Below are 13,494 nucleotides of genomic sequence, written 5' to 3'. Positions count from 1 at the left end.
ATGACCGACTGCTGCCCTCGCTGCGCCTTCGAGACCGTCACGACCCTGCACTCCTCGCCCGTCCCCGGCGTCTGGGACGTCCTGCAGTGTCACCGATGCCTCTACACCTGGCGCACGACCGAGCCGGCTCGCCGTACGCGGCGCGACGCCTACCCGGAGGAGTTCCGGATGACCTCCGACGACCTGGCGAACGCCACTGAGGTTCCGACGGTCCCGCCGCTGCGCCCGCGTACCTGAACCACCCCCGGCGAGCGGGCCGATCGACCGGATCGCAGCCGACCGCAACGGTCCCCCGAACGGAGGTCCAACGTCGTTACGGAAGTCATTGGGCCGTTCGCAGGATCCGACGCAACGAGACGCTCGAGAGCGTGACCCGCCGTCAGCTGCTTCCTCGCTGATCGCAGCACGGTTCGGAGCAGGGACGGGACCGGCGGTCCGGGTCCCCGTGCATCGATGGTCCATACAAGGGAGCGTTACGGATATATCCGTGTTCTGTAACGCGAATCCTTTCATCGATCTTCTGTTGCCGAGGAGGGCCACAGTGTGGGGCCTCGGCACCGAGCCGGGATTCGCACTGCACTCCCTGCTCCGACCAGGGGGTGTACGCACATGAGAGGACAGCTTCATGTCTGTGTCTCGTACGACGGCCCGCCTGATCGCCACCTTCGTGGCCTCGGGCTTCCTCGTCGGCGCGGCCGCCATGCCGGCCCTCGCCGCCGGGGCCGACCATCACCACGACAACGGGAGGACTTACTCGCACAGCCACGGTTGGGAGGGCATCAGGAGCGACCGCGACCACGACGGTGACCGCGATCGTTTCGGCGACTGGGACCGGGACCGGGGTCGGCACCACGGCTGGTACCACGACCGCCACCGGAACCGGGGCTGGCACCACGGCTGGTACCCCAACCGTCACCGGGGTCACCACCACTACTTCGGCCACCACTAGCCCGCGTTGACGGGCCTGCTGTGACAGGGCGGCCGATCACGCCTCCGTCCTCATAGCGGGCACGGAAGTTGCACCCTGCCGGGGGCCGAAGACTGCTGCGGTTTCTTCGGTCCCCGGCCTCGAGCTGCCGGCACGGAGTGATATCCGGCCGCGAGATCTCCGAGCAAGGCGTGAAGAAGACGAAGCCCGATCCGTCACGTTCCTCCGCTGGACGCGCGGACACGGAGTTCGGGGAGGATGGACACCTGGCGCCGGGGACGGTCCGGTTCGGCCACCCGGGCGGCCAGGAGTTCGACGGCGGATACGCCCACCTCGTGTTTCGAGGGGGCGACCGCGCTGAGGGGGAGGTCGCCGAGACCGGCGACCTCGTCGTCGTAGGAGACGATGGACAGGTCGCCGGGGACGGTGAGTGAGCGGGCACTGAGGCGTTGGAGGAGTACGAGCGCGTCGCCGTCGGGATGGACGACGGCCGCGTCGATGCGGCCGGCCGCCACCGCGTCCAGGAAGCGCTCCATCGCTCCGTCGTACTCCGGGGTGCCGGGGCGGTCCATGCCGAGGTCCACATGGCCGACGTCCTCCGGTACTTCGAGTCCGGCCAGATGCAGCCCCGCACGGAAGCCCTCCTCGAGCAGCGGGGCGGTGGGGGTGCCCCCGCGGGCCAGGAGGGCGATGCGGCGGCGGCCGTGCGTGACGAGGTGGTGGACGGCGAGGCGGGCCCCGTAGGCATGGTCGGTCACCACGTGCTCGACGGGCGGGCCGACAGGCCGGGGGCGGCGCTCCACCAGGACGAGCGGGATGCCCAGTTCCTCGTACCACGCGGAGTCGGCGTGGGTGGCCGTGCCCGCGGTGGGTGCCAGCAGCAGTCCGTCCACTCCCGCCTCGACCATCGCGCGGGCCTGCGCCCGCTCCCCGTCGACGTCGTACTCGGAGATGCGCAGCAGCAGGCGGGCGCCGCATGCCGTCGCCGCCTCGCGCACCGCTCTGATGACCTCCGGGTAGTAGTAGGTGGCGGACGGCACGACCAGGCCGAACGTGAGCTCGCGCGCGCCGTGCCGTGGTACGGCACCGGTGCCGTCGACGGTGGACGGTGCCCCGTCCTCCGGAAGCCGGGCACCGCCGTGCACCCGTACCACGAGGCCGCGCTCAGCGAGGACTTCGACGTCCTTGCGGACCGTGACGGGTGAGACCCGCAGTTCCGCCGCGACCTCGGTGACCCGCACCGAGCCGTGCCGGCGCACCTTGCGCAGGATCGCCTGGTGCCTGTCCTCGGCGTGCACGTGCACTCCCCCTCGCCGTTCGTGCCTCACGGTCCGCCCGCACCCTACGCGCTCAACTGTCTTTTCCGCACGCTCACTTTCGAAAAACGATGAATTGATCGGATGGGCGGCGAAACCGTTGCCGAGCGACAAATACGCATGCTACAAACCGCGCACCACGCCTCTCCCCCACTCTGCCGGTCAGCATCATGCTGCGACTACCGGAGGTCCTTTCGTGCCATCAGCCTGGTCCCGCCGTACCTTCGTCCGCGCCGCCGCAGCGGCATCACTCGCCGCAGCCGTCTGCGGTACCGCCACCCGTCCCGGCTTCGCGGCGGAAACGGCCGCCATGAGCACGGAGTTCGGGGAACTGCGGGCCAAGTGGCGCGAGTTGATACTGGGGACGGCGTTCAACCCGGCCGCCGAGCCCTTCCGAAAGCTGCTCGCCGACCTCGGTACGAGCGCGAGAACCCACCTGGGCACGATGGCTCCCACGGCCGGTTCACTCTGGCCCGACCTGGTCTGGGCCGATCCGGACCCCGACACCGACGCCGAGTCCTATGAGTACTCGGCGAGGATCGTCACCAGCTACAACCGCCTCAACACCATGGCCCAGGCCTACTGCCAACCCGGCACGGGCCTGACCGGCAGCACCGAGGTGCGGGACGCCGTCATCGCCGGCCTCGACCACCTCAACTCCGAGGTGTACAACGACCGCACCGCGAGGTACGGCAACTGGTGGAGCTGGCAGATCGGCGCCGCGCAGTCCCTCATGGACACCTGTGTGCTGCTCCACGACCACCTGACGCCGACGCAGACGGACAGCTACTGCCGTGCCGTCGACCACTTCGTGCCGGACTCGGTCTTCGACAGCTACACCGGCACCAGCACCGGCGCCAACCGCGTCGACCTGTGCCGAAGCGTCATCCTGCGCGGCATCGTCGGTGAGAACCCGGACAAGGTGGCCCTCGCCACACGCGCCCTCGCACCGGTGTTCCCGTACGTCACCTCGGGCGACGGGTTCTACGCCGACGGCTCGTTCATCCAGCACCGCAACGTCCCCTACATCGGCGGTTACGGGGCCGTGCTCCACGATGGCGTGGGCCGTCTCATGGCGCTGCTGCGCGGGTCGTCCTGGGAGGTCGGCGGCGCCCAGTCGTTCCTCGACACCATCGACCGTGCCATCGCCCCGTTCATCTACAACGGCCTGATGATGGACAACGTCTCCGCGCGCGGCATCAGCCGGGTCGGCACCTCCGACCACAGCCGCGCGCACGGTCTGATGGCCACCATCCTGCTCGTCGGGCAGGGCGCGACGGCGGAGGAGAACGCCCGGTGGCGGGCGATGGTCAAGGGCTGGCTGCGCCGGGACTACTACCATCCGGCGCTGAGCGACCCCGGCCTGGGCCTCGCCCGCACGTCGCTGTTGCAGACGCTCCAGGACGACGACTCGGTCAAGGCCGCCCCCGAGCCGGTCGAGCACCGGCTCTTCCACAACATGGCCAGGGCCACCCACCGCCGTCCGGGCTGGGCGGCCTCCGTCTCCATGGCCGCCAAGAACATCGCCCACTACGAGTTCGGCAACGGCGAGAACGCCCGCGGGTACCACACCGGTGCGGGCTGGCTCTCCTGGTGGGGGGACGACTTCGGGCTCGAGCACTACGCGGACGAGTTCTGGCCCACCGTCGACCCCTACCGTCTTCCCGGCATCACCGCCTCCCGCAAGCCTCTCCCCGACGGTGCGGGCGGCAACTGGGGCCAGCCCTGCCCGGACGCCACCTGGGTCGGCGGCACCACCGACGGGCGATTCGGTGCCACCGGTCAGCACCTCAAGGGGCTGATGAGCACGATGAGCGCCCACAAGTCGTGGTTCTGGCTGGAGGACAGCGTCGTCTGTCTCGGGGCGGGCATCTCCTCCAGCGACGGGTTCACCGTCGAAACGACGATCGACAACCGCAATCTGGGTGCGAAGGGCGCCCCCGCCCTCACCGTCGACGGCACTGTCCAGCCGTCCGTCCAGGGCTGGACCGCCGGCTTCGAGGACGCTCGGTGGGCGCACATCGCCGGTCAGGCGGGGTACGTCTTCCCCGGTGGGGCCGGACTCCGCGCGGTCCGCGAGGAGCGCACCGGGGCCTGGCGTGACATCAACACCAACGGCACCACCGCCCCGGTCACCCGCCGCTACCTGACACTGTTCACCGACCACGGCACGGACCCCACCGACGCCTCCTACGCCTACGTCCTGCTGCCAGGCGCCGGGGCCGACGCCACCGCCCGTCGGGCGGCCGACAAGGGGTGGCTGAGGATCCTGGCCAACGACCGGGAGCAGCAGGGAATCCGGGTCCCGGGGCTCGGCTTCACCGCCGTCAACTTCTGGGCGCCCGGCACGGTCGGCCCGGTCACCGCGAGTGCTCCCGCATCCGTGCTGATCCGGGAGAACCGGGACGGCACCGCCACCGTCGTCGTCTCGGACCCCGCACGTCAGGCCGCCACCCTCGAGGTCGTCTGGAATCGCACCGTCTCCGCCGTGCTGTCCAAGCCGCCCACGGTGACGTCGGCCCGGACCGGCTCCGCGCTGAGGCTCGCCTTCGGCGACCTCACCGGCCAGGCCGGAGCCCCGCAGAAGGTCACGGTCCGTCTCACCTGACCGTGAAGGCTCCGGGGGACCGAAGCCGACGGTCCCCCACGGGCGCGGCGCGGTCGCCCCCTCCGGCCGGCGACCGACGCCACAGCCGAGCTCTAGGCCCGACTTCAAAGATCGCTGGCCGGCACAGGACAGCCGGGAGAGGACGCGCATCCTGGCGATCGGCGCGCTGAGTGCCCACCATCGAAGCCTGAGTGATGTGGATCACAAAATCTCTGCATGCCGCGTGCAACTGTGGCTGTGCGGCAGTCGTCTGAGAGGAAGTCGGGCCCCTCAGGGCCGGGGAGCGAGAGAGCGGGGCAGATCGTGGGACGGCGCAGGGGCGGCATAGGGATCGCACTTGTCACGGTCGCGATGATGGTGGGCGCGAGTGCCTGCGGCGGGGGCGGCAGCGACAAGGCGGGCGGAGGCGACGCGAAGGCCTCGGGCAAGCCGAGCGCGAGCGCCTCGCCCACACCGACGAAGCCCGCGGGCCCGCCGATGCTGTTGGACACGATCACTCCGCAGACGGGCACCACGGTCGGCGTGGCCATGCCGATCTCGGTGGTCTTCACGAACCCGGTCGCGGCAAAGGCGCGGGCCACGGTCGAGAAGCACATGAAGGTGAGCGCCTCCCAGCCGGTGGCCGGCGCCTGGCACTGGATGGGCGACAGGCGCGTCGACTGGCGGCCGAAGACGTACTGGCCCTCCGGCACCAAGGTGAGGATCGACGCCGACATGACGGGCGTCAGCAACGGCAACGGACGCTACGGCGTGCACGGCTACACGCACACCTTCACGATCGGCGACGACGTGCGCGCGGATGTCTCGGTCACCGGCCACACCATGAAGGTGACCCGGAACGGCAAGCTGGTCCGCACCCTGTCGATCAATGCGGGCAGCGCCCAGTACCCGACGTGGAACGGCACGATGGCCGTCATCGACAAGCAGGAGAAGGTCCACATGACCTCCTGCAGCGTCGGTATCAGCTGCGACAAGGGCAGCCCCAACTACTACGACCTGACGCTGCCCTGGGACGTCCACCTCACCCAGTCCGGCACCTACGTGCACTACTCGACCGGCGACCCCAATCCTGGCAGCGGCAGCGCCCGCGGCTCGCACGGCTGCGTCCATCTGTCCATGTCGGACGCCAAGTGGTTCTACCGCCAGGTCAAGCAGGGCGACCCGGTCACCATCACCGGCTCCCCCCGCGCCAAGGCCCCCGCCGACAACGGCTACGCCGACTTCAACCTGGGATGGGACCAGTGGCTCGCAGGCAGCGCGGCCGGGGAGCAGACGACCGCGACGCTGTGACGCACTGCAGCAAGGAGTCCCGCCGCGGCAAGCGGCTCCCAGACCGACCTTCCTTCTGAACGCTTAGTACCCGGTCGGCCTGACCGACGTCGTCGCCGTGGAGCCGACCGTCGGAGACCTTACCGCGACTGCGAGGCTTGCGCGCCTCGTTGACGGTACGACACGACGTGAGCGGCCGTCCCGGCCGGGTTCTTCCGCCTACGGGCGGCCGGCACGGCCTGGCAGAACGGCTCCCATCGCTCGTTCCAGCTCTGCGACGCGGTCGGCGAGAGCGGCTGTCCGGGTTTCCGGGCTGTCGCGGAGCAGCAGCTCGATCTGGGTGAGGCGCCGGGAGATCTCGGCAAGCCGGTCCGCGTCCAGCTGCTGTGCGTGGGACGCCAACTGCCGGTTCTTTCGGTAGAGGTCGAGGAAGATGTTGATCTTGGTGCGCAGCACCCACGGGTCGATGGGTTTGGTGATGAAGTCGGCTGCGCCGATCGAGTAACCCCGGTAGGCGTAGTCGGCACTCGCCTCGGTTCCGGTGACCAGAATGATGGGCACATGCTTGGTCTGGTCAAGGCGCTTGATGTTGGCGGCGGTCTCGAAGCCGTCCATACCGGGCATCCGTACGTCCAGGAGGACGACCGCGAACTCCTGACGGAGCATCGCTTTCAGTGCCTGCTCTCCAGAACGAGCGCGCACCAGGTGCTGGTGGAGCGGGCCGAGTACGGCCTCGAACGCGACGAGGTTCTCCTCCATGTCGTCGACGATCAGGATGTTGCACGGTTCGATCGGACCGGCGCTCATGGCGCGTCCTGATGTCGGTCGTCGGGGCCGTCCCCCGCGCGGGACGGTTCATCGGCGATACGCCCGTCCGGCACCGGCTCCGGGGGGCCACTCTGAGGGTCGAGCAGGTCACAGATGACCGACAGCAGGCGGTCGACGTTCACCGGCTTGGGCACGTAGTCGGAGGCGCCGCTGTCGATCGCCTTCTCTCGGTCTCCTGGCATGGCCTTCGCGGTGAGCGCGATGATCGGCAGCCGAGCGAGTCGTGGGGTGCGGCGGATGGTGCGGATGGTCTCGTATCCGTCCATCTCCGGCATCATGATGTCCATCAGGACCAGCGACACGTCAGGGGTCCGTTCCAGGACTTCGAGTCCCTCCCGGCCGTCCTCCGCGTACGTGACGGTGATGCCGACACGGCCCAGTGCGTGGGTGAGGGCGAAGACGTTCCGTATGTCGTCGTCGACGATCAGGATGCGACGGCCTGCCAATATCCGGCCGGGGCGTCCGCTGAGCCACTCCTTGAGGCGCGTCGTCTCCGGCCAGGCGTCCTCCCGGGCGTCGGCGGATCCAGCGGTCTCCCTCGTCGTCAGATCGTCCGGGGCCAGGCGGTCGGGATCCAGGATGTCGGCGCCCAGACGGCCCGCGCGGTCGAAGGTGCGCCCAGGTGACACGTCCTCGCCGGCGGCCGCCAGTGCCCGTGCCTCTGCCGGGAGCGCCGGCGGCACGCCGGCGGCGCGCGTCTCGGCCGGCCCCTGTCCGGCGGCGGCGCCGGGGTAGAGGGAGGGGATGTAGAGGGTGAACCGGGAGCCCACACCGGGTTCGCTCTCGGCGACGATCTTGCCGCCGAGCATCCCGGCGATCTCCCGACTGATGGACAGGCCGAGGCCGGTACCGCCGTACTTGCGGTTGGTGGTGCCCTCGGACTGCTGGAAGGCCTCGAAGATCATCGGAAGCTTGTCGGGGGCGATGCCGATGCCGGTGTCCTTGACGCAGAACGCGATGACGGCTTCGGCGTTCTTCAGCGCCTCCTCCTGGAAATGCTCGCCCGGAACCCGGTCGACGCGCAGCTCCACCTTGCCGGAGTGGGTGAACTTCACGGCGTTGGACAGCAGGTTGCGCAGCACCTGCTGGAGACGCTGCTCGTCGGAGTACAGCTCGGCCGGCACGTCCTCGCCGACGGCGATGTCGAAGCCCAGACCTCGGTCGATGGTGAGCGGCCGGAAGGTGGCGTGGACGTAGTCGAGCAGCTTGATCAGCGGCAGTGTCTTCGGGCGCACGTCCATCCGGCCGGCTTCGATCTTCGACAGGTCGAGGATGTCGCTGATCAACTGGAGCAGGTCCGAACCCGAGCGGTGGATGGTGGTCGCGAACTGCACCTCCTGTTCGGACAGGCGCCCGTCGGGGTTGTCGGCGAGCAGCCGGGCCAGGATCAGCAGCGAGTTGAGCGGGGTGCGCAGTTCGTGGGACATGTTCGCCAGGAACTCCGACTTGTACTGCGAGGCGGTGGCGAGCAGGGCGGCCTTCTCCTCCAACGCGGCGTTGGACCGCTGTAGTTCGTCCGACCGCTCGCGCAGCTCGGCGGTGAGTCGCTGGGACTGCGACAGCAGGGACTCCGTTCGGGAGTTGGCGATGATCGTGTTGATCGAGACGCCGATCGTGTTGGCGAACTGGTCGATGAAGGCCAGGTGCACATCGCTGAACCTGCTGAGCGAGGCGAGCTCGATCACGCCGAGCACCTGGTCCTCGAAGAGGATCGGCAGGATGACGATGCTGGCCGGATACGCCATGCCCAGTCCGGAGTTGATGGTGATGTAGTCCGGCGGGACGTCGGTGACGAGGATGCGCTGCTTCTCCAGCGCGGCCTGTGCGATCAGTCCACGGCCCGGAGTACCGGTGCTGGGAAGGGGACTGCTCCCGTCGGCCTGGTCGTGGCCGTACCCGGCGATGAATTGCAGGCCCTCACCGGGCGGTGCACCGGCCTCGGCCAGGAAGAACGCACCGAACTGCGCGTTCACCAGGGGGGTCAGCTCGCGCAGGATCAGGTCCGCGACCTCCACCAGGTCACGGTGGCCCTGCATGAGCGCGGCCATCCTGGTGAGGTTGGACTCGAGCCAGTCCTTGGCGCGGGTGGTCTCGCGGAGGTTGGAGACCATGAGGTTGATGTTGTTCTTCAGTTCGGCGACCTCGCCCTCCGCCTCGACCTTGATGGCACGGGACATGTCGCCCTGGGTGACCGCGCTGGCCACTTCCGCGATCGCCCGGACCTGGGTGGTGAGGTTCAGGGCGAGTTCGTTGACGTTGGTGGTGAGCCGCTTCCACGTTCCGTAGACGCCCTCGACCCGGGCCTGGCCGCCCAGCTGTCCCTCGCTGCCGACCTCGCGGGCGACGCGGGTGACCTCGGAGGAGAACGAGGAAAGGGTGTCGACCATCGTGTTGATGGTCGTCTTCAGCTCCAGGATCTCCCCGCGCGCGTCCACGTCGATCTTCTTCGACAGGTCGCCCTGGGCGACGGCGGTGGCGACCTGGGCGATGTTGCGGACCTGGGAGGTCAGGTTGTCCGCCATGAAGTTGACGTTGTCCGTGAGGTCCTTCCACACCCCCGACGCACCGCGCACCTGCGCCCGCCCGCCCAGCCGTCCCTCGGTGCCCACCTCACGGGCCACACGCGTGACCTCGTCCGCGAACGCGCGCAGCTGCTCGACCATGGTGTTCACGGTGTCCTTCAGCTGCAGGATCTCGCCGCGCGCGTCCACGGTGATCTTCTTCGACAGGTCGCCGTTGGCCACGGACGTGGTCACCTGGGCGATGTTGCGGACCTGCGAGGTCAGGTTCGACGCCATGAAGTTGACGTTGTCGGTCAGCTCCTTCCACACGCCCGAGACTCCTCGGACCTGCGCCTGTCCGCCCAGGTTGCCCTCGGTGCCGACCTCGCGGGCGACACGCGTGACCTCGTCCGCGAACGCCGACAGCTGGTCGACCATCGTGTTGATGGTCGACTTCAGCTCCAGGATCTCGCCCTTGGCCTCCACGGTGATCGTCTTGCCGAGGTCGCCCTGGGCGACGGCGGTGGCGACCTGGGCGATGTTGCGCACCTGGGAGGTCAGGTTGTCCGCCATGAAGTTGACGTTGTCCGTGAGGTCCTTCCACACCCCCGACACGCCGCGCACCTGCGCCCGCCCACCCAGCCGTCCCTCGGTGCCCACCTCACGGGCCACACGCGTGACCTCGTCCGCGAACGCCGACAGCTGGTCGACCATGGTGTTCACGGTGTCCTTCAGCTGCAGGATCTCACCGCGCGCGTCCACGGTGATCTTCTGGCTCAGATCGCCGTTGGCGACCGCTGTGGTCACCTGGGCGATGTTGCGGACCTGCGAGGTCAGGTTGGACGCCATGAAGTTGACGTTGTCCGTGAGGTCCTTCCACACCCCCGAGACACCCGGTACCTGGGCCCGCCCGCCGAGCTGTCCCTCCGTGCCGACCTCCCGGGACACCCGGGTGACCTCGTCCGCGAACGCGCGCAGCTGGTCGACCATCGTGTTCACGGTGAGCTTCAGCTCCAGCAGCTCGCCGGTCGCCTCGACCGTGACCTGGCGCGTCAGATCACCGCGTGCGACCGCCGTGGTCACCACCGCGATGTCGCGCACCTGCGCGGTCAGTCGCGCGGCCATCCTGTTGACGGCCTCGGTCACGTCGCGCCAGTCGCCGGACAGGCCCTGCACCGTGGCCCGGCCGCCGAGACGGCCCTCGGTACCGACCTCACGGGTGACTCGGGTCAGCTCGCCGGTGAACAGCGACAGCTGCTCCACCATCCGGTTCACCCCACGCCCCAGGCGCCGCATGTCTCCCCGAAGCTGACGCTTGCCGTCATGCAGCTCGACGCGCTGCGTCAGATCGCCGTCCGCGACGGCGGTCAGGACGCGGGTGGCGTTCACGACCGGCACCGCCAGCGCCTCCAGCAGCGTGTTGGCCGCGTCCACGCTCGTGGTCCATGCTCCCTGACCGGGGCTGGCCGCGAGCCGCTCGTCGAGCCGTCCCTGGCGCACCACTTCCCGCCGGACCCGGTCGAGCTCCGAGGCGAGATGCGCGTTCCGCACGATGATCTGGTTGAGCACCCCGGCCATCTCGGCGAGGACGCCGTCCGGCGGGGTCCCGGTGCGTACGGTGAAGTCTCCGTCACACAGGGAATTCATGGCCGCAATGAGCGGTCGCAATTCGGCCTCACGTATCCACTCGCCGACTCCCGCCGCGGCGGGAGGGCCTGCGGAATGGGGACCGATTTCAACGGGTCCACGCCCTTCCCGGAGCTCGGGCTCACGGGAAGCGAGGTCAGACTGGGTAGCAGGATCCATGGCGAGCCATTTCCCGGCAAAGAAAAGTAGGTTACTCCTACTTAGACTATATTTATCCCAATGTGGCTCGACAGCGAGCCGGTCGGGAGTCACCGGTGGGGTCGTCCCTTGACCCGCGGGAATCCGTCTCGCGGATGCGCGTACCCGCCAACGAACTGGCGGCCTCGGCGGCACGCAAGTTCGTGCGTGCCGTGCTCGCCGAGCGGTCCGCGCTGCGCTCCCCCACGGTGCCGGTTGTCGGCGAGCGGCTTCTCGACGACGCCGCGCTCCTGGTCAGCGAGCTGGTCACCGATGTCGCCTCCCGGGCCACCATCGAGGTGGAAGTCCTCTGCCGCCTCGACACCGGCCGCGACGCGCTGCACGACTCCTCGGGCGGGGGCACCGGGCAGGTGGGCATCGTGGTCGAAGTGCTGGACCCCACCCCGTCGGCCACCCTGCGTGCCACCAAGGGCATGCACAGCGACATGCGCGGCTACCGTCGCCGGCTGATGTGCGCGCTGGCCCAGTCCTGGGGGGTGACCTACCGGCACGCCGGGAACACCGCCTGGTTCCGTCTGGAACACAAGGTGACACCTCCGGTGGAGACCGGGCCGCAGGACCTCACCCGTTCCCCCGCCGAAGCCGTTCCCCGCCTGCTCCCGACACCCGAGCCCGTCACAACCGCACCGCCGCACGGCTGCCGGAGCCGTAGCACCGAGTGGGCGGAGCGCGAAGGGCAGACCTTCCTCGCCGAGGCCGGCGAGCTCCTCGCCGGACAGCTGAACGATGACATGGTGGCGGCGCTCGCCGGACAGCTTCTGGTCCCCCGGCTCGCCGACTGGTGCGGCGTGTGGCTGACGACGAACTCCGGCATGCGGCTCTGCCATGTCTGGCACAGGGACGAGCGCCGGATCCACACACTCCGGCTGGCCCTCGAGAAGGAACGTCTGCCCGCCGGGTTGAGCACGACCGGCACTCCATGGCCCTGGCCCGAGTTCCAGGGCGCCGAGAAGACCGGCTCCGCGCTGGCGTTCCCGCTGTCCGCGGGCGGCCAGTGCCAGGGCGCGCTCCTGATCGGCCAAGCAGGGCTGCCTCACATGACCGCCGCCGTCGTACGGCTTTCGGAGGACGTGGCCCGGCGGGTGGCCCAGGCGGTGGCCACCGCCCGCCGCTACACCAAACAGGCGAGCATCAGCAGCTCACTCCAGCGCAGGCAGCTCCCCACGTCCCTCGCCATCATTCCGGGCGTCGACACCGCGATCGTCTACGAGCCCTGCGGCGAGGGCCAGACCGTCGGCGGCGACTTCTACGACCTGTTTCCGATGGGAATCCACCGCTGGTGCTTCCTGCTCGGTGACGTGTGCGGCCACGATCTGGAAGCCATGTCCGCCACCGGCCTGGCCCGGCACCTCGTACGGTTGCTGGCGAGGGAGGGCCACGGCGTCGAGTCACTGCTGAACCGGCTGAACGTCGCGATGGCGGAGGAGGCCGCCGAGGCCCTCGCGGTTCGCGGCGAACACGAGGGTTCTCGCTTCCTGAGCCTGCTGTACGGGGAGCTGCAGCCGGACATGGTCGTCGGTGGCGCGCGGTGCACGATGGCCAGCGCCGGTCATCCGCCGCCGTTGAGGCTGTCGACGGACGGCTCGGTGACAAAGACCACGGAGCCGCAGATGCTGCTCGGAATCGACGAGCAGCAGGAGTTCCATGCCAACACCTTCACCTTCTCGCCCGGTGAGACGCTGCTCTGCGTGACCGACGGAGTGACCGAACGCCGCAGAGGAGCACGCCAGTTGGACGACGACGACGGTCTGGCGAAGGTGCTGCGAGGATGCCTCGGGCTGGGCGCGAAGGCCGTGGCGGAACGCGTCCGGCGCGCTGCCCACGACTTCAGCACCGAACCGATCGACGACGATCTGGCGGTACTGGTCCTGCAGGCGATTCCGGCGCCGTCGGCCTGACACACACCGGAGCGACGAACAGGCTCGCCGGGACCTGGCCACCGCGCTGGACAAGTGGGTCGCTCAGCGTGCCCTGCCAGGAGCCCAGGACGTCGCCGATCTCAACCATCTCGACCACGGGCTGGTCAAGGCCGGCATGACCGACCGCGTCGCAGCCGTCTGCCGGCTGCTGGAGAACCGAGCCCTCAGGTTCCGCAGAACGGTGCCACGGTTCCTCTACCGGAGCGCGCCCGTAGAGGGGTCATCCGATCGGATGACCTTGCCGTCAGCCGTCCCGCTTTGGGGGACGAGCCGGAACGCC

At 69.2% G+C, this 13,494-nt stretch carries 8 protein-coding genes; 5 read left to right on the top strand and 3 right to left on the bottom strand.

Features of this window, described 5'->3' with window-relative positions; translation table 11 throughout:
* Both IE318_RS41920 and IE318_RS41915 read left to right on the top strand, forming a co-directional pair.
* On the top strand, positions 1–237 hold the full coding sequence (locus tag IE318_RS41920; RefSeq protein ID WP_030175788.1) for a non-oxidative hydroxyarylic acid decarboxylases subunit D: 237 nt from the start codon (positions 1–3) through the stop codon (positions 235–237).
* 388 nt (positions 238–625) lie between these two features.
* Positions 626–949, top strand: a complete 324-nt coding sequence (locus tag IE318_RS41915) for a hypothetical protein (RefSeq protein WP_037868760.1) — start codon at positions 626–628, stop codon at positions 947–949.
* A 194-nt stretch (positions 950–1,143) separates the two neighbouring features.
* On the opposite strand, the gene IE318_RS41910 is transcribed toward IE318_RS41915, so the two are convergent.
* On the bottom strand, positions 1,144–2,226 hold the full coding sequence (locus IE318_RS41910) for a LacI family DNA-binding transcriptional regulator (RefSeq protein ID WP_189908109.1): 1,083 nt from the start codon (positions 2,224–2,226) through the stop codon (positions 1,144–1,146).
* 214 nt (positions 2,227–2,440) lie between these two features.
* On the opposite strand from IE318_RS41910, the gene IE318_RS41905 reads away from it, so the two are divergent.
* Both IE318_RS41905 and IE318_RS41900 read left to right on the top strand, forming a co-directional pair.
* The gene (locus IE318_RS41905; RefSeq protein WP_189908108.1) at positions 2,441–4,852 is read left to right on the top strand and encodes a polysaccharide lyase 8 family protein; all 2,412 of its coding nucleotides are present in this window, start codon (positions 2,441–2,443) and stop codon (positions 4,850–4,852) included.
* Between the two features lie 303 nt (positions 4,853–5,155).
* Entirely contained in the window at positions 5,156–6,142 is a 987-nt protein-coding gene (locus tag IE318_RS41900) for a L,D-transpeptidase (RefSeq protein ID WP_373311439.1), read from the top strand.
* A 198-nt stretch (positions 6,143–6,340) separates the two neighbouring features.
* On the opposite strand, the gene IE318_RS41895 is transcribed toward IE318_RS41900, so the two are convergent.
* Positions 6,341–6,928, bottom strand: coding sequence for a response regulator (locus IE318_RS41895; protein WP_189908107.1), 588 nt, complete (start codon positions 6,926–6,928; stop codon positions 6,341–6,343).
* On the bottom strand, positions 6,925–11,097 hold the full coding sequence (locus tag IE318_RS41890) for a HAMP domain-containing protein (RefSeq protein ID WP_229904132.1): 4,173 nt from the start codon (positions 11,095–11,097) through the stop codon (positions 6,925–6,927). The genes IE318_RS41895 and IE318_RS41890 overlap by 4 nt, the downstream gene beginning before the upstream one ends.
* A gap of 293 nt (positions 11,098–11,390) precedes the next feature.
* Here IE318_RS41890 and IE318_RS41885 point away from each other — a divergent pair, with 293 nt between their 5' ends.
* Positions 11,391–13,193, top strand: coding sequence for an ATP-binding SpoIIE family protein phosphatase (locus IE318_RS41885; RefSeq protein WP_189908105.1), 1,803 nt, complete (start codon positions 11,391–11,393; stop codon positions 13,191–13,193).
* Positions 13,194–13,494: the final 301 nt, after the last annotated feature.

Origin of the sequence: Streptomyces spiralis (assembly GCF_014654675.1) — a bacterium.
In the GTDB taxonomy this organism is placed as follows: Bacteria; Actinomycetota; Actinomycetes; order Streptomycetales; family Streptomycetaceae; genus Streptomyces; species Streptomyces spiralis.
This window is presented reverse-complemented; position numbering and strand designations above follow the sequence as displayed.

Excerpts from the sequence above, each read along its gene's own strand:
- IE318_RS41885 (WP_189908105.1), top strand. The coding sequence starts at position 11,391 with ATGCGCGTACCCGCCAACGAACTGGCGGCCTCGGCGGCACGCAAGTTC.
- IE318_RS41915 (WP_037868760.1), top strand. The coding sequence starts at position 626 with ATGTCTGTGTCTCGTACGACGGCCCGCCTGATCGCCACCTTCGTGGCC.
- IE318_RS41890 (WP_229904132.1), bottom strand. The coding sequence starts at position 11,097 with ATGAATTCCCTGTGTGACGGAGACTTCACCGTACGCACCGGGACCCCG.
- IE318_RS41920 (WP_030175788.1), top strand. The coding sequence starts at position 1 with ATGACCGACTGCTGCCCTCGCTGCGCCTTCGAGACCGTCACGACCCTG.
- IE318_RS41895 (WP_189908107.1), bottom strand. The coding sequence starts at position 6,928 with ATGAGCGCCGGTCCGATCGAACCGTGCAACATCCTGATCGTCGACGAC.